Origin of the sequence: Peribacillus sp. NPDC101480 (assembly GCF_050277335.1) — a bacterium.
In the GTDB taxonomy this organism is placed as follows: Bacteria; Bacillota; Bacilli; order Bacillales; family DSM-1321; genus Peribacillus.
The window spans coordinates 143,653-158,881 of the sequence record NZ_JBNNSB010000005.1 but is presented as its reverse complement, the minus strand read 5'-3'; the positions used below and the strand labels follow the sequence as shown (position 1 = coordinate 158,881).

General features: G+C 39.7%; 18 protein-coding genes, 1 pseudogene and 1 riboswitch. Of the genes and pseudogenes, 17 read left to right on the top strand and 2 right to left on the bottom strand.

Annotated features, from left to right (window positions below):
• Positions 1 to 14 precede the first annotated feature (14 nt).
• The 15 genes and pseudogenes from pdxS (at position 15) to ACQKMF_RS17825 (ending at position 12,385) form a co-directional block, all read left to right on the top strand.
• A complete protein-coding gene (gene pdxS / locus ACQKMF_RS17895) occupies positions 15 to 902 on the top strand; it encodes a pyridoxal 5'-phosphate synthase lyase subunit PdxS (protein WP_101225395.1) in 888 nt (295 codons plus the stop codon).
• Position 903: 1 nt separating this feature from the next.
• Positions 904 to 1,503: a pyridoxal 5'-phosphate synthase glutaminase subunit PdxT gene (pdxT, locus tag ACQKMF_RS17890; RefSeq protein WP_260357991.1), complete on the top strand. Its 600-nt coding sequence runs from the start codon at positions 904 to 906 to the stop codon at positions 1,501 to 1,503.
• A 210-nt stretch (positions 1,504 to 1,713) separates the two neighbouring features.
• Positions 1,714 to 2,399 (top strand): annotated as a pseudogene (locus ACQKMF_RS17885) (SDR family NAD(P)-dependent oxidoreductase).
• Between the two features lie 174 nt (positions 2,400 to 2,573).
• The gene (locus ACQKMF_RS17880) at positions 2,574 to 3,161 is read left to right on the top strand and encodes a TetR/AcrR family transcriptional regulator (protein ID WP_101225392.1); all 588 of its coding nucleotides are present in this window, start codon (positions 2,574 to 2,576) and stop codon (positions 3,159 to 3,161) included.
• Positions 3,162 to 3,350: 189 nt separating this feature from the next.
• Entirely contained in the window at positions 3,351 to 3,884 is a 534-nt protein-coding gene (ssuE, locus tag ACQKMF_RS17875) for an NADPH-dependent FMN reductase (RefSeq protein ID WP_402937152.1), read from the top strand.
• A 282-nt stretch (positions 3,885 to 4,166) separates the two neighbouring features.
• Positions 4,167 to 4,275: riboswitch (SAM riboswitch) on the top strand.
• Between the two features lie 170 nt (positions 4,276 to 4,445).
• The gene (locus ACQKMF_RS17870; RefSeq protein ID WP_072273036.1) at positions 4,446 to 4,589 is read left to right on the top strand and encodes a YezD family protein; all 144 of its coding nucleotides are present in this window, start codon (positions 4,446 to 4,448) and stop codon (positions 4,587 to 4,589) included.
• A gap of 181 nt (positions 4,590 to 4,770) precedes the next feature.
• Positions 4,771 to 5,475: a phosphoadenylyl-sulfate reductase gene (locus ACQKMF_RS17865; RefSeq protein WP_397315072.1), complete on the top strand. Its 705-nt coding sequence runs from the start codon at positions 4,771 to 4,773 to the stop codon at positions 5,473 to 5,475.
• Positions 5,476 to 5,504: 29 nt separating this feature from the next.
• Positions 5,505 to 6,653 (top strand): sulfate adenylyltransferase, encoded by a 1,149-nt coding sequence (gene sat, locus ACQKMF_RS17860; protein WP_101225389.1) that lies wholly within the window; start codon positions 5,505 to 5,507, stop codon positions 6,651 to 6,653.
• 42 nt (positions 6,654 to 6,695) lie between these two features.
• Positions 6,696 to 7,295 (top strand): adenylyl-sulfate kinase, encoded by a 600-nt coding sequence (cysC, locus tag ACQKMF_RS17855; RefSeq protein WP_230175904.1) that lies wholly within the window; start codon positions 6,696 to 6,698, stop codon positions 7,293 to 7,295.
• A 16-nt stretch (positions 7,296 to 7,311) separates the two neighbouring features.
• Entirely contained in the window at positions 7,312 to 8,937 is a 1,626-nt protein-coding gene (locus ACQKMF_RS17850) for a nitrite/sulfite reductase (protein WP_402937149.1), read from the top strand.
• A gap of 20 nt (positions 8,938 to 8,957) precedes the next feature.
• Positions 8,958 to 9,173 (top strand): DUF3906 family protein, encoded by a 216-nt coding sequence (locus ACQKMF_RS17845; protein ID WP_101225386.1) that lies wholly within the window; start codon positions 8,958 to 8,960, stop codon positions 9,171 to 9,173.
• Between the two features lie 19 nt (positions 9,174 to 9,192).
• Positions 9,193 to 9,969 (top strand): uroporphyrinogen-III C-methyltransferase, encoded by a 777-nt coding sequence (gene cobA, locus ACQKMF_RS17840; RefSeq protein ID WP_427574302.1) that lies wholly within the window; start codon positions 9,193 to 9,195, stop codon positions 9,967 to 9,969.
• A complete protein-coding gene (locus ACQKMF_RS17835; RefSeq protein ID WP_260357740.1) occupies positions 9,969 to 10,730 on the top strand; it encodes a sirohydrochlorin chelatase in 762 nt (253 codons plus the stop codon). The genes cobA and ACQKMF_RS17835 overlap by 1 nt, the downstream gene beginning before the upstream one ends.
• Positions 10,711 to 11,325 (top strand): NAD(P)-binding protein, encoded by a 615-nt coding sequence (locus tag ACQKMF_RS17830; protein ID WP_260357739.1) that lies wholly within the window; start codon positions 10,711 to 10,713, stop codon positions 11,323 to 11,325. Before ACQKMF_RS17835 ends, ACQKMF_RS17830 begins: the two co-directional genes overlap by 20 nt.
• 160 nt (positions 11,326 to 11,485) lie before the next feature.
• On the top strand, positions 11,486 to 12,385 hold the full coding sequence (locus tag ACQKMF_RS17825; RefSeq protein ID WP_260357738.1) for a sulfite exporter TauE/SafE family protein: 900 nt from the start codon (positions 11,486 to 11,488) through the stop codon (positions 12,383 to 12,385).
• Between the two features lie 278 nt (positions 12,386 to 12,663).
• On the opposite strand, the gene ACQKMF_RS17820 is transcribed toward ACQKMF_RS17825, so the two are convergent.
• Together ACQKMF_RS17820 and ACQKMF_RS17815 are read right to left on the bottom strand one after the other, a co-directional pair.
• The gene (locus tag ACQKMF_RS17820; protein WP_402937143.1) at positions 12,664 to 13,809 is read right to left on the bottom strand and encodes a glycosyltransferase; all 1,146 of its coding nucleotides are present in this window, start codon (positions 13,807 to 13,809) and stop codon (positions 12,664 to 12,666) included.
• Complete coding sequence (locus ACQKMF_RS17815) at positions 13,806 to 14,093, bottom strand: hypothetical protein (protein ID WP_402937141.1); 288 nt, start codon at positions 14,091 to 14,093, stop codon at positions 13,806 to 13,808. The genes ACQKMF_RS17820 and ACQKMF_RS17815 overlap by 4 nt, the downstream gene beginning before the upstream one ends.
• Positions 14,094 to 14,542: 449 nt before the next feature.
• On the opposite strand from ACQKMF_RS17815, the gene ACQKMF_RS17810 reads away from it, so the two are divergent.
• On the top strand, positions 14,543 to 14,887 hold the full coding sequence (locus ACQKMF_RS17810) for a hypothetical protein (protein WP_402937139.1): 345 nt from the start codon (positions 14,543 to 14,545) through the stop codon (positions 14,885 to 14,887).
• A gap of 13 nt (positions 14,888 to 14,900) precedes the next feature.
• The gene (locus ACQKMF_RS17805) at positions 14,901 to 15,116 is read left to right on the top strand and encodes a hypothetical protein (RefSeq protein ID WP_101225378.1); all 216 of its coding nucleotides are present in this window, start codon (positions 14,901 to 14,903) and stop codon (positions 15,114 to 15,116) included.
• The last annotated feature ends 113 nt before the right edge of the window (positions 15,117 to 15,229 follow it).

Here is a 15,229-nt window from a genome sequence, read left to right as displayed (position 1 = left end):
GGGGGAAGAAAAAAATGGAAAAATTATTAGGAACTGACACAGTAAAAAGAGGAATGGCACAAATGCAAAAGGGTGGCGTGATCATGGACGTCATTAACGCAGAACAAGCAAAAATCGCAGAAGCATCTGGTGCTGTCGCTGTCATGGCATTGGAAAGGGTTCCTTCCGACATCCGTGCGGCTGGCGGCGTAGCAAGAATGGCAGATCCGCGAATTGTCGAGGAAGTAATGAATGCAGTGTCCATCCCGGTCATGGCTAAAGCAAGGATTGGCCATATCGTTGAATCAAGGGTCCTGGAATCAATGGGAGTGGATTATATAGATGAAAGTGAAGTGCTGACTCCTGCGGATGAAGAATACCATATTCTAAAAAGTGATTTCACAGTACCTTTCGTTTGTGGCTGCCGTGATTTAGGCGAAGCTGCGCGCCGTATTGGTGAAGGAGCATCAATGCTTCGTACAAAAGGAGAACCAGGAACAGGTAATATTGTGGAAGCTGTGCGTCATATGAGAAAGGTACAGTCACAAATTCGCAAAGTGAGCATCATGAGTGATGATGAATTAATGACAGAGGCAAAAAATCTTGGAGCCCCTTATGAAATTTTAAGAGAAATCAAACGCACAGGTAAATTGCCTGTAGTTAACTTTGCAGCCGGCGGAATTGCCACTCCAGCAGATGCTGCATTGATGATGGAATTGGGAGCAGATGGCGTTTTCGTTGGGTCTGGTATTTTTAAATCTGAAACTCCAGAAAAATTCGCCTCCGCAATCGTTCAAGCGACTACATATTTCACGGATTATGAATTGATTGGCCGGTTGTCCAAAGAGTTAGGAAGTGCAATGAAAGGAATTGATATTTCCAAACTAGCTCCGGCAGAACGGATGCAGGAACGTGGATGGTAATATGATAACTATCGGTGTTTTGGGATTACAGGGAGCGGTTGAAGAACACTTGAATCAAATCAAAGCTGCCGGCGAACAAGCAGTTATAGTAAAAAAGCCGGAGCAGTTACTTGAAATCGATGGTTTGATCATTCCGGGCGGAGAAAGCACGACGATGAGGAAGCTAATGGATCGTTATGGATTTATGGAACCGGTCAAAACTTTCTTCGAAGATAAAAAGCCAATTTTCGGTACATGTGCTGGGATGGTATTGGCGGCCAATGAATTGACTGGCGATGAGAAGGCCTATCTTGGACTAATGGACATTTCCGTGAAAAGGAACGGATTTGGACGTCAAAAGGATAGTTTCGAGGCTGAACTATCAATCAAAGGAATGGAAACTCCTTATAAGGCAGTTTTCATCCGGGCGCCATTTGCTGATGGAATTGGAGAAGGTGTAGAAGTATTGGCTGTTTATGAAGAGAATGTAGTGGCTGCGAGACAAGACCATGTCCTCGTTAGTGCGTTTCATCCAGAATTAACAGGTGATGATCGTTTTATGCAGCTTTTCATTGAAATGGTGAAGACATCCATAAGTAAGGCCGAATTGAAAACCTGTTAAAAAATGAAGCTGTCCTATTAATAGGACAGCTTTACTTTTGAAAGCTCAAAACCCTATATAAATACATATTGCTTGAATTAAATATTCTTTACTTTTGTAATTAAAAAAGGTAAGTAAACACTCACTAAATTTCGGTGTTGAAAGGGGAATGTATATGACAGCAAGAGTTGCAGTACAGGAGGAGCAAGCGGTATTGGCCGAGCCACATGTTTGAAATTCGCAGCAAAAGGGGACAAGGTCGTTGTTGCGGATTTTAATGAAGAAATGGGACAGGAAACCGTTGAACAGATAACAGCGGATGGCGGAGAGGCCATTTTTGTAAAAACGGATGTTTCTAAGCAGGAGGATGTTGAATCCTTAATCAAAAAAGCAGCGGAAAGATTCGGAAGGATCGATATCATGTTTAATAATGCCGGCATCGGTGCAGGCGGTATGATCCCCAATCAAGATATGGAGGGTTACTTCAAAACGATTGGAGTGAATCAGCACGGAGTTGCCTTTGGAATCATGGCAGCAGGACGGAAAATGAAGGAGCTAGGTAACAAGGGGGTCATTATTAATACCGCTTCTGTGTTTGGCTACTTAGCTTCCCACGGAACCTTTGCCTATCAGGCGACTAAAGGAGCTGTAAGAATTATGACACAGACCGCCGCTTTGGAATTGGGTGCTTATGGCATACGGGTAGTGGGCATTGCGCCAGGCGGGGTTGACACTCCTATCATTCAAGGCTATAAAGATATGGGAATCATCGATAAATTGAATGCAAGTCAAATGCGCGGTAAATTAATTAAGCCAGAAGCCGTTGCAAATGCCGTCTATCTATTATCGTTAGAGGAAGCAATGCGATCAATGGAAGTGTAGTCATGGTCGATGATGGCTATGCATCCTTTAAGTGATTTTCTGTAAAAGAAAACTTCGTCCCAATTTAGACGATGTTTTCTATTTATGATATATGGGAATATTGAATTCTAATGAATCAAAGGTAATATTGACCGATTGATACCATCGGGATATCATGTTAAATAGATTGGTGACACCGGTCTTATCATCATAAAAGAAGGTTGATATTTTTGAAAAAAGGGCAGCAAACGAAAGAACGAATCATAAATGTAGCCCGGACTCTTTTTGCCACTAAAGGTTTTGACATGACAAGAACGAATGAAATTGCCTCTGCATGCAATGTTTCCGAAGCTACTATTTACAAATACTTTGACAGCAAAAAAGATTTGCTATTAGCTACAATTACCCCTGATGAGAAAGAGGAAACTGAAGATGGGACTAGCCATCTATCCACGGATGATCTAGTGGAGAATCATGTTTGCACCATGATAAATAAAATTCTTGATAATAAAGAACAATTTTCGATACTATTCAGGGAAACACAATTCGATCAAGATATTTCGAAGCAATATGTAGATCAGATTTTCAAGCCGAATGCCAGGCATATTGAAATACAGAAGAGAATAGATAGTGGTGAGATACAATATATCTCTGATATTATCCTATTTAATGTAGGGATCATTTCATTCACATTGGCATTATCTACACATTATGAGATCCACCAGCAGAAAAAGGAGCCATATTTTACTTCTGAACGAATTAAGAGCATTGCTCAACTTTTGGTATATGGTATTCATGGAAAACAAAAACATACATAATGAAACGGTCATATTGAAGGGCTTTAGCATCAAGCCGCAAATATGACCGTTTTATTTTCCTTCAGAGTAGATGTCCAGAGTGTAAGATTTGACTTATATTTTTCAGACTATTACGATAAATGCATACTGTACGAAATGCTTTACGAAGATTTTATCTGGCAATCATGTAATATTGGAGGGGTATATTAAATGAGCGATATCGTAATTTTATCAGGAAGTCCGGCTATTCCGTCCAGAACGGACATTTCACTAAAACATATTCAATCATTAGTCGAAAACGAAGGATTTACTACAGCTTATTTCTCAATCACGGATTTCTCAGCAGATGATTTATTCAAAGGCAAATATAATAGCGAAGATATCTTAAAGCTTTCAGAGAAAATTCAAGCAGCTAGAGGTGTCATTATTGGTTCACCGGTTTATAAGGCTTCTTATACAGGTGTATTGAAGGCCTTGATTGATTTGCTGCCAGAAGGTGCTTTTAAGGGTAAGCCAGTACTGCCAATCATGATTGGCGGAAGTAACAGGCATCTATTGGCGATTGACTATGCACTTAAACCATTAATTTCAATATTAAAAGGCGAGCCGCTGCAGGGCATTTATTTTGTTGATAAGGAAATAGATAAACAGAATTCAGAAAAACCGATAAATGATTTGCATTTAATTGATCGGGTCCAGAGTCAAGTTCAAGAATTTGTAGAAGCGATACAGTTAAGAAATTAATGAATTCGAGTAATCCCTTCGTTTAAAAGGACTGGAATTCGAGAAATTATTTTTTCGGATAGATGACAGGCGCCAATTATAGGCTTGTTAATGAAAATAGACTCATTTTTTTGGAGGCTTTATCTAAAAAGACGAGTCTATTTTCATATTTACATGAACATAAAATCATAATCGGAATAGTGTGTATAAAAATAACAGTTCATCCATAATATTAAACCAAGTTATTTTATAAGAAAACTCCATTGACAAGGATTAAATATATGTTAATATTTAAAATAATAAAACTTATCCAGAGCGACGGAGGGAATTGGCCCTTTGAAGTCCAGCAACCTGCATGGTCGATGCAAGGTGCTACCTCCAACAAAATGTTGATCATTTTGGAAGATAAGGTAAAGATATTTACCTTGGGATCTTTCCATCATGGAAAGATTTTTGCTTTTTGGAAAGTTGTAGGCAAACCATAACAATGTAAGGTTGTTTGGAATTATATAAATCTAAGAAATTCATTTGATCAGCGGTGAAAATAAGAAATTCGCGGATTTTCTTAAAGGAGGAACAGGCTTGGATAAAGAGAATCAGCTTGAAGAAATATTTGAACGACTTCAAGAAATGCTTAATTCTATGAAATATGGGTCCATTACACTTATTGTCCAGGATGGTAAAATCATTCAAATGGAAAGAAATGAAAAATTAAGAATTAAATAAGGTATCTGCTGACTAGAAAAACTAGAGGCGGGTTTAACTGATATAAAGAGAGTATTGGTTAGATTCGTCTCTTTTTTCCTAGAGTCAAATAAACTGGAGAAGATTACAACGGGTATTGATCAACAGTTACTCTAACCTGATACAGCAAGTTTTAGAGGGGGCTACAAAGTTGGCTGCATTAATAAACTATGAAAATTTCAACACTGGGGATTTCCCTGTATTTCCCGAAGACAGTGAGACAAAAGGTGCTTTGGAAGTTCTGCAATGGGCGAATGACCATTATGGAAACGAACTGATTTATGCTTGCAGTTTTGGCATTGAAGGCATCGTGCTTACGGATTTATTGGCGAAGGTCAATCCTTCTGCCAAAATAGTTTTCCTTGATACAGATGTTCATTTTGAGGAAACTTATCAATTGATCGAGCAAGTGAAAAAGCGATATCCAAAGCTTTCGATAGAAATGAAGAAACCTGCCTTGACGCTTGAGGAACAAGCAGCGGAATATGGGGATGAATTATGGGTTAGAGATTCAAATAAGTGCTGTAACATCCGTAAAATCATTCCGCTTACCGATGTGCTTTCAACGGCAACAGCATGGCTTTCGGGACTGCGGAGGGAGCAATCCGAGACAAGGGCTTCGACCGAGTATATCAATAAGGATAATAAGTTCAAGTCAGTTAAAATATGTCCACTCATACATTGGACATGGAAAGATGTTTGGCGCTATGCCCATAAAAACGGACTTCCATATAATATCCTGCATGATAATGGATATCCGAGCATTGGATGTAAAACATGTACAGCACCAGCCTTCAATGCAGATGATTTACGCTCTGGCCGTTGGCAAGGAGCTCAAAAAACGGAATGCGGATTGCATTTATCTTAAATAAATAGAAACCATAGGGGGAAATTAGCATGACAATCAGTTTACCGCACGGAGGAACACTAATCGATCTTTGGGAACCAAATTATGATATTAGTAAAATAACAAAGTCGATCGAAATCGATGAAATTGCTTTAAGTGATCTTGAATTGATAGGCACTGGTGCCTACAGTCCAATTAAAGGATTCTTTACAAAAAGTGACTATGAGACAGTGGTCAAGGATATGAGGCTTAGCAGCGGTCATGTATGGAGCATCCCGATTACGCTGCCTTTGACCGAAGAAACTGCCGAAACCCTTACTATAGGTGAAGAAGTAACGTTGACTCATGAAGGTGAAACATACGGGGTTCTCTCCGTTTCCGATATATACACACCAGATAAGCAATTGGAAGCGACATTAGTTTATCAAACGGATGATGAGAAGCATCCAGGAGTGAAAAATTTATATAACCGCGGTGATGTATATGCCGGCGGGGAAATAAAGTTGATCAAGAGAATAGAGCGTCCGCAGTTTCAAGCTAATTATTTGGACCCGGTCGAGACAAGGAAAGCTTTTGCTGAAAAGGGCTGGGAAACGGTTGTCGGCTTCCAAACCAGGAACCCTGTTCACCGTGCACATGAATACATTCAAAAGACAGCATTGGAGATTGTCGACGGCTTATTCTTAAATCCTCTCGTAGGTGCCACTAAATCAGATGACATTCCGGCAGATGTAAGAATGGAAAGCTATAAAGTGCTGCTTGAAAAATATTATCCTAAGGATCGCGTCTCCCTTGCAGTTTTCCCTGCTGCCATGCGTTATGCAGGACCTAGAGAAGCCATTTTCCATGCCATGGTCCGTAAAAATTATGGTTGCACCCATTTTATCGTCGGACGTGATCATGCGGGTGTGGGCGATTATTATGGCACATATGATGCTCAAAAAATCTTTGGGAATTTCAACGCAGATGAGTTAGGGATCACGCTATTATTCTTTGAACATAGTTTTTATTGTAAAGAATGTGGCAATATGGCTTCCGCTAAAACTTGTCCTCATGGCAAGGAAGACCATGTCATCCTGTCTGGAACGAAAGTAAGGGAAATGCTGCGTAACGGAGAAATTCCTCCAGCTACCTTTAGCCGTAAAGAAGTCATCGAGGTATTGATCGAAGGTCTAAAAAAGAATGAAGTTTATAACTGATCGGACATAAATTGAAGGACCACATGAAGAGGGGGATTATTAATGAGTAAAAGTACGAATGTCACTTGGCATGAAACGTCATTGACCAAGGAGCTCCGCCGGAAGCAAAACGGCCATGAAAGCACAGTTCTATGGTTCACTGGTCTCTCGGGCTCCGGAAAATCAACGATTGCGAACGCGGTCGCTAAAGAGTTATATAATCGGAATATTCGAAGTTATGTTTTGGATGGTGATAATATCCGCCACGGATTAAATAAAGATTTAGGTTTTTCTGAAGAAGATCGAACCGAGAATATTAGACGAATCGGTGAGGTTTCCAAGTTATTCGTGGATAGTGGGCAGTTCGTATTGACCGCCTTCATATCACCTTTCAGGGCAGATCGGCAGATTGTACGTGATTTACTCGATGAAGGGGAGTTTATTGAAGTATACATAAAGTGTCCGATCGAAGAGTGCGAAGTGCGTGATCCAAAAGGTCTTTATGACAAGGCGCGTAAAGGAATCATTAAAGATTTTACCGGAATCGACTCTCCATACGAAGAACCTGAACAACCGGAAATCACTTTAGAATCCGACCAATACAGCATTGAAGAGTGCGTTGAACAGGTAATCGGCTATTTGACAGCAAAGAAAGCGATCTAATCAAGGAGGAAATGTAATGGTTTACGAGAAATTTTGGTCGGAAAATCCACTAATCGCTAAAAATAAAACGGAAATCTGGAAATTGGAAAAAGATGGATTGAAGATATTCGATGATATTCCACATTACGCTGTAAATGGTTTTGATTCCATCCCTAAAGAGAATTGGGATATGTTCAAGTGGGCAGGTCTATACCTGCAACGGCCAAAAGAAGCAGGTTACTGGATGATGCGTGTCGTTATTCCCGGAGGTATCCTGACCTATGATCAACAGATAACTCTTGCTAACATCGCTAAAGATTATGGGAGGGGTGTATATGACATTACAACCCGTCAAGCCGTTCAATTCCACTGGCTGACCATCGAACAAGTCCCGGATATATTAAACCGTTTGGAAAAGGTCGGAATGACTACGGCCGGTGCATGTGGTGATATCACACGTAATATCATCGGTAATGCATTGGCAGGCATCGATCCTGACGAACTTTTTGATACACGCGAGGTACTTTATGATGTATTTGAGTATTTCCGTCTTAACGAAGACTATTCAAACCTTCCGAGGAAATATAAAATGTCCATAAGTGCTAATATCCATAATGCTTCAAATGCTGAAATCAACTGTGTTTCATTCAATCCGGCTACTAAAGTAATTGATGGAGTAACGGAAGTTGGTTTTCACGTAAAAGTAGGCGGTGGACTATCCTCCGTTCCGATGCTGGCAGAAGAACTTGACTTATTCATTTTACCTGAAAAAACAGTCGAAGTAGCGGCCGCCATCACGACGATATTCCGTGACTTTGGGTACCGTGAAAAACGTCATCGCTCGCGTTTGAAATTCCTTGTAGCTGATTGGGGTCCTGAACAATTCAAGGAAAAATTGCTGGAGTACACCGGTCCGCTTCCTGAAAAGGGTGAAAGTGCGGTGAAGGAATGGAATGCAGGTTATTTCTACGGCATCCATAAACAAAAACAAGATGGTCTGAACTATGTTGGAGTCAATATACCAGTTGGTCGACTAAATCCAGACGAAGTGATTGAGTTTGCCGAACTTGCGAAGAAATATGGAAATGGTGAAATCCGCAACTGTAATTCTCAAAATCTTATCATTCCAAATGTGCCGGATGCAAAACTTGAGGAAATAAAACAGGAATCCATCTTTGAAAGATTTCCATACCACCCAAAAAAATTCATTGGTTATTCCGTTTCTTGTACAGGCATCGAGTATTGCAACCTGGCACTCGTTGAAACAAAAGAACGAATGAGGACCATTTCTGAATCATTGGACAAGGAAATAGATCTCGATGTTCCTGTAAGGATGCATATGGTGGGTTGTCCGAATAATTGTGGTCAAAGAGCCATCGCCGAAATTGGACTGCAAGGCATAAAAATGAAAAACCAGGATAAAAAGATGGTCGAAGCTTTTGAGATATACGTCGGGGGAACGCTGAATGAAGGCGGTAAGTTCAATGAAAAACTTAAAGGGAAAGTGGAAGCTGAACAGCTCTATCATGTTCTGAAAGAACTGATCCTATTTTTCAAACAAACAAAACTTCTATCCGAAACCTTTCTTGATTTTGTGGAAAGGGTAGGGATATCCCAGTTACAAAGTAAGCTAGATGATATATTAACGGAAGTGGCCGTTTAATAGGGGAAGGTAAGCAATCCATGAATCTATACCGTTTCGAAGTCACTATCAAGGAAAAACCAATCCATGTCATCATTGTTGCCGATTCGGATGAAAAGGCGTTTGACCTTGTTGATATCGAGCTGGAAAAACATTTTTTGAAAATGCCTGAAGTGGATGACATCTCATTATATGAAAAAAGGAAAATTAAAAATGGAGCAGGTTTCGTTTTATCGGAATTCGAAACGATTCTCTAAGGGAAGGCAGGTTGCATAAATGGGGAAAGTATATCTAGTAGGAGCCGGTCCCGGAGATCCAGATTTAATTACATTAAAAGGATTAAAATGCATTCAAGAAGCTGATGTCATTTTATATGATCGACTTGTCAATAAAGAACTTTTGAATCATGCAAAAGATGGTGTAGAGCTGATTAATTGCGGTAAACTGCCGGATTATCATTTATTGCAGCAGGATACCATCAATCGGTTCCTGGTCAAATATGCAAAAAAGGGAAAAGTGGTCACCCGTTTGAAAGGCGGAGATCCATTCGTCTTTGGGAGAGGCGGGGAGGAAGCGGAAGCCCTTGCCAAAAATGGCGTGAGCTTTGAAATCGTTCCAGGAATTACTGCTGGAATCGCCGCTACAGCTTATGCGGGAATCCCAGTTACACACAGGGACCACGCTTCATCTTTTGCAATTGTTACCGGCCATCGGAAAAAGGATGAAGAGGATAATATCAAATGGGAATCCCTTGCAAAAGGAATCGATACATTAGCCATTTACATGGGTGTTAAAAACCTGCCCTATATTCAAGGGAAACTTTTGGAGCATGGAAAAAATCCAGAGACTCCGGTAGCCCTTATCCATTGGGGGACATTAAAAACACAAAGAACAGCTGTCAGTACGTTGGCTAATGTAGTGGAAACCGCCAATAACGAACAGATTTCCAATCCTTGCATGATAGTCGTGGGCGATGTCGTTAATTTACGGGAAAAAATCAAATGGTTTGAAGGAAAACAAACCGAAAATTTGTTGGCGAATGAGGCCTTTTAATGGAAGCCATTTTATATATTTGCCATGGAAGCCGCGTTAAAGAAGCTTCAGCCCAAGCCATTGATTTTATTAAAGTTTGTATGCAAGCACAGCCGAATTCCATTCAGGAGTATTGCTTCCTGGAATTGGAAACTCCTACGATAGAAGAGGCCTACGACCGATGCGTACAAAAAGGTGCGACGAGAATCATTGCCATTCCAGTTCTATTGCTAACGGCTGTACATGCAAAACATGATATTCCGGTCATCCTGAACATAATGAAAGAACGGTACCCTGCCGTTGAATTGAAATATGGAAGACCGATTGGTGTCAGTGATAAAATGGTTGACATTTTAGTGGAACGGTTGGAGGAAACAAATGTAAGTGTTACGGAGGATTCCTTGGTTTTATTGGTTGGAAGGGGCAGCAGTGATCCCGACGTGAAAAGGGATTTGTCTCGATTGGCCGATTTGCTAAGGAACAGGTTTCCTAAAATCCGAGTGCAAGAATGTTATTTGACAGCTGCCACTCCAAGCTTTGGAGAAGCATTGGAATTAGCAGGGGAATCTCGATCAAACCAAGTATTTATCATTCCTTACCTATTGTTTACCGGTCTCTTAATGCAGTCGATTGAAAATAGTATAAAAAAGCTCCAAAAAAAGGGGAAGCAAAAAATCATTCTTTGCCGATATCTAGGTTATCATCCAAAGATCGAACAAGCAATATCTGAACGAATTCAAGAAGTGAGTGGGGAGGGAGCCTATGTATCCAATTACGCTTAATATTGAGAACAGAAAGTGTGTCATCATCGGCGGTGGTAAAATAGGTTACTTTAAAGCGGGCCCCTTATTGGAAGCTGGTGCCGAAGTGACCGTCGTAAGCCCCGAGATATGCACGGATTTTCGACTGTTGGAGAAAGAAGGTAAGATTCGAGTCTTACTTAAAGAAGTGGAAGAAACTGACTATAAAGATGCGTTTTTAATTATTGTTGCAACGAATTCTACGGAAGTTAATGAACGAGTGTACGAGAATGCATCCCAAAGTCAGCTGGTGAACGTAATCAGCAATCATGAGCTGGGTAACTTTCATATACCGGCCACATTGAAAAGAGGCATGCTTTCCATTAGTGTTTCTACCAATGGAGCAAGTCCAACTCTCGCTAAAAAAATTCGGAATGACCTAGGTAAAGTATATGATGAATCTTATGAAGATTATCTTGAATTCCTTTTCGAAGCAAGGATGATCATTAAAAGTGGTTCCTTTTCAAAAGAAGAAAAATCTAAGTTATTGAAAGATTCAATAGAGGATATTTATAAATATTCCCTAAAAGAAAGATATCGTTTCTTAGCTAGGCTTATGCCAGTAGAAGCTGAATAAAAAAATCATGGGCTGATCAGAAAAACTGAAGGCACCTAACCAACATGTTATTTCATTTTGGTTAGGTGCCTCTTTGTGTCTTAAAGATCAAACTGATCTATACAGGCAAACGGTGGTCGATGTTATCTAGGTTCTATTTTAGTTGAAAAAGGGGAATGTCATGAAAAAGTTAATCGTTTTAGCCTTTATCGGGTTTTTAGCCCAATTAATCGATGGTTCGCTTGGAATGGGGTATGGAGTGAGTTCCACCTCCTTATTGTTGACATTCGGAATTGCCCCTGCAGTAGCATCAGCATCCGTACATTTATCGGAAGTAGTGACCACAGCAGTTTCTGGAGCTTCACATATAAAGTTTGGGAACGTGGATAAAAATATGGTCTATCGCTTGATCATTCCAGGTTCAGTTGGTGCATTTGTAGGTGCATGTTTCCTGAGCAACCTGCCAGCCGAATTAGCTAAACCGTATATTGCCATATTTTTATTTGGCCTTGGTGTATACGTTTTATTCCGCTTTTTATTCATTTTTAAACCGTCAAAGGACACTGAAACCGTAAGGCCATTGACCGCAAAACAATCCATTCCGTTAGGCCTTTTTGCAGGCTTTTGTGATGCAACAGGCGGAGGCGGTTGGGGACCTATTGCAACGCCTGTTTTATTGTCAAAAAAAGGAATGACAGCGAGAAAAGCCGTAGGGACAGTTGATACGAGTGAATTTGCCATTGCTTTCTTCGGAAGTCTTGGTTTTATCATTTCGCTTGGATGGGAAGCAGTCAATTGGCTTTGGGTCGTAGCGTTGATAATTGGCGGGGTGGTTGCTGCACCAATTGCAGCCTGGTTAGTCCGGATGCTTCCTGCTCAATTAATGGGTGTTTTAGTCGGTGGTTTCATTATCTTGATTAATGTACGAACATTATTAGCTACATGGATTCCGATTGAAGCACACATATATATTTATACCGGCATCGTGATTATATGGCTTTCTGGAATACTTCTTACCATCAATAAGATGTCCAATGCGAGAAAACATGATCATATCGAACAACGGCAGAATGTTTCCTGAACCCCGAGTTTGATAGAATCGAATTTGCGATACGTAACATAAAAACTCGTAGGTACATAAATACCTACGAGTTAAGCCATTTGTTAAATGGGAGCGCCTTTAAATTTTTATAAGGTTCTAAACTCTATTTAATAGATTCATTCATTTTCTAGAATCATTTATTGGCTGTTATTAATCGAGAGATCTATGCCTCCAATTTCTATGTAGTTTATTCCCCTAATAAAGAATTAATAGAACCCTTGATGGCCATCGTGAGAGATTGAATAGCAGCAGAACCATTAATTTATGGCCTGCTGCTGTTCAAATGATTGAATTGTACTTTCATATAATTCAATTAGCGGTAATATATTTTTTTTACTATCGAATTGTTTCAATACCAATTTCCTTAAATCCCTGCCTGTTTGAACCCCGGCGTTTGATTGATGAAGGTTGCGTAAGTCCCGATAAAGAATGGCTTGGCTGCAAGTCTGTTTTGCAGCGTGATCCCCAAAGTAGCATTCCCAGGCTTGTTGAAAGTTTTTCTTATTCACTTCCCCAAAATACCCTAGATTTCCACATGAAATAACGGGTCTTTCACATGCCATAGCCTCCAAAGCAACCCTGCCTGTACCTACAACATAGTCTGCAAGTGCATAATAGTCTCTCACATTCTTTTGTTCCCCAGTGAAATGAATGAACTCTTCTTTATATAAAGATTGGATGCTCGCAGCAACATTCTTAATGTCCTTGAGCTGGCTGCCGTTACCGATGATGATTACATGAAGGTTGGGGATATCCTTTAATTTTAAATCCCTGCAAGCTTTGATTAAAAGCATGCAGATTTTTGCTTTATGCCGTGTTATCCTGCTGCAGTATAGAATTACTTTTGCATCAAGGGGAATATTCATTTTTTTTCTTAATTCCAATGAAAGGGAAGGGGAAAAATCGGCTGTATCAATTCCATTTGCAATGACTGAAATATTCTTAGGGAAAAATGGCTGAATATGTTCTTTTACCGGTTCACTAACTGCAACCGCAGCATCTGTAAACTGTAACACACTTTTTATATCCGATTTCTGGAAGTATGTCCCATGCAGGGTGAAGACGAAGGGAATATTGTAGAGCTTAGCTGCCTTTGCAGAGAGGTAGCCGGATATAATTTGGTGCCCGTGCACTAGTGTAATCTGTTCTTTTCGTAACAATTCTACCAAGCTATTCAATAATGGAGATTCCTCATTCGAGTTAATCGTTAATGTTTTAGGGAAATTCATTTGGTGAACTTTACATCCCGTTTCTCGTAACCGGCTAATCATGCTGCCTTTTCCAGTAACAACTGCTGTATATATTCCTTTAGATTGTAATTCCTTCACAAGACTCAATACATGCGTTTCCGTTCCGCTTACATCCATTGTATCTAACACCATCAGGACTCTTATTGATTTCATGCTGCCTTACCTCTTTGGGAAAATTCATCAGATCCAGTAACTGTATGATGATGAATTTTATTTGAATTTAATGGTGAAAGTAACAATTTAATATGGGAACCTGGCTCATTTATTGATGCACAACAATTAGTATCGTCCGCTTCAGAAAAACCTTTATTAATAGGAAGTGAACAATTGAAAAAAGGGGATTTTGCTTGTTCCATACGTTCTGCTTTTAATGCAGACTTTTTGTGACATGAAGGGATTACAATGCCTATATAATCCTTTTTTTGTTTGTTCGTCATAGTTATCACCTCAACCGTATCATATTCATTCATTAGAGAAATGGACATGATTTCGTAAAACCTTCAAAAAAAAGTAAAGTAATTTAAAAAAAGGTTGATTAGTCCAAGCCGAAAACATCAGTCATCAATATACTACTTTTGAAGCGATATAGAAGCAGCAGCAAATTGTCAAGATCCTCAAAGGAATCAAATGTATCTGGTGGATCAATGAATTCAGGGGAAATCGAATCAAGGCAAAAATATTAGCAAGGTCGAAAATTCATTTTCGGTTTGAACCATACCAGGATTCACATTATCGATCGACAACGAGTTCAGTGCTGCATGAAAGATAAGAAGGGGGGACCGTTTCAAAAAGGCGAAGGTAAAGAAATGAGAGCATGGGGATGAAGGAAAAAAGAAGAGAACCATGACGAAGGTAATAAAATAGACAATATAAAGGTGGTAAAATAATGAGCACTGAGAAGCAAAGTGAGAAGCAAAGTGAGAATCAAAGTGAGAAGCAAAGTGAGAAGCCATGTAAAAAGAATAGTTACGACTATCTCTACTATAAATGGCTTGTTGAAAATGGTAAACCAAGACCAGGAACACCTGGCACTTCAGGAGATCCATTCATTGATTTAAGAGGTGCTTTAGCAGCATTACTAGGAAGAACGGTAACGGCTTCAACTGATTTTGCCCCGGTAACGGGAATATTGAGTTCAATTCAAACTAATTATATCGTAATTACTGAAGCTGCGGGAACTGTAGTATTTGTTCCGTTCAATTCCATCAATTCTGTTAGAGAGCCTATATAAGGAGGAGAATGCATTGTTAGCTAGTATTTTTTATGTACAATTAAAACATTACATTGGGAACACGGTCGAAGTGGCAACGAGCAGTGATTTATTCGAGGGAGTGTTATTTGAAGTAACAGATGATATTTGTCAATTAACAGAAACCTCTCCAGGTTATGAAGGCAATCTTGATATCATAACCATTCCACTAAGTGAAATAAGCTTTGTTCGCGTTAGTCACGCACAATAAGATATATGAAGAAGCAGCCATCTATAAGGTGGCTGTTTCTTTTTGAACGTGTAAAATGCTTGTAATTTAAAAGCGGAATCATATGTCATCAATATTAGAGTTATTAATTTGAA

Bases quoted from the DNA above. Each gene is read 5' to 3' on its own strand.
- ACQKMF_RS17815 (WP_402937141.1), bottom strand. From the start codon at position 14,093: ATGACGAACAAACAAAAAAAGGATTATATAGGCATTGTAATCCCTTCA.
- ACQKMF_RS17835 (WP_260357740.1), top strand. From the start codon at position 9,969: ATGGAAGCCATTTTATATATTTGCCATGGAAGCCGCGTTAAAGAAGCT.
- ssuE (WP_402937152.1), top strand. From the start codon at position 3,351: ATGAGCGATATCGTAATTTTATCAGGAAGTCCGGCTATTCCGTCCAGA.
- ACQKMF_RS17810 (WP_402937139.1), top strand. From the start codon at position 14,543: ATGAGCACTGAGAAGCAAAGTGAGAAGCAAAGTGAGAATCAAAGTGAG.
- ACQKMF_RS17845 (WP_101225386.1), top strand. From the start codon at position 8,958: ATGAATCTATACCGTTTCGAAGTCACTATCAAGGAAAAACCAATCCAT.
- sat (WP_101225389.1), top strand. From the start codon at position 5,505: ATGACAATCAGTTTACCGCACGGAGGAACACTAATCGATCTTTGGGAA.
- ACQKMF_RS17820 (WP_402937143.1), bottom strand. From the start codon at position 13,809: ATGAAATCAATAAGAGTCCTGATGGTGTTAGATACAATGGATGTAAGC.
- pdxT (WP_260357991.1), top strand. From the start codon at position 904: ATGATAACTATCGGTGTTTTGGGATTACAGGGAGCGGTTGAAGAACAC.
- cysC (WP_230175904.1), top strand. From the start codon at position 6,696: ATGAGTAAAAGTACGAATGTCACTTGGCATGAAACGTCATTGACCAAG.
- ACQKMF_RS17850 (WP_402937149.1), top strand. From the start codon at position 7,312: ATGGTTTACGAGAAATTTTGGTCGGAAAATCCACTAATCGCTAAAAAT.
- cobA (WP_427574302.1), top strand. From the start codon at position 9,193: ATGGGGAAAGTATATCTAGTAGGAGCCGGTCCCGGAGATCCAGATTTA.
- ACQKMF_RS17825 (WP_260357738.1), top strand. From the start codon at position 11,486: ATGAAAAAGTTAATCGTTTTAGCCTTTATCGGGTTTTTAGCCCAATTA.
- ACQKMF_RS17830 (WP_260357739.1), top strand. From the start codon at position 10,711: ATGTATCCAATTACGCTTAATATTGAGAACAGAAAGTGTGTCATCATC.
- pdxS (WP_101225395.1), top strand. From the start codon at position 15: ATGGAAAAATTATTAGGAACTGACACAGTAAAAAGAGGAATGGCACAA.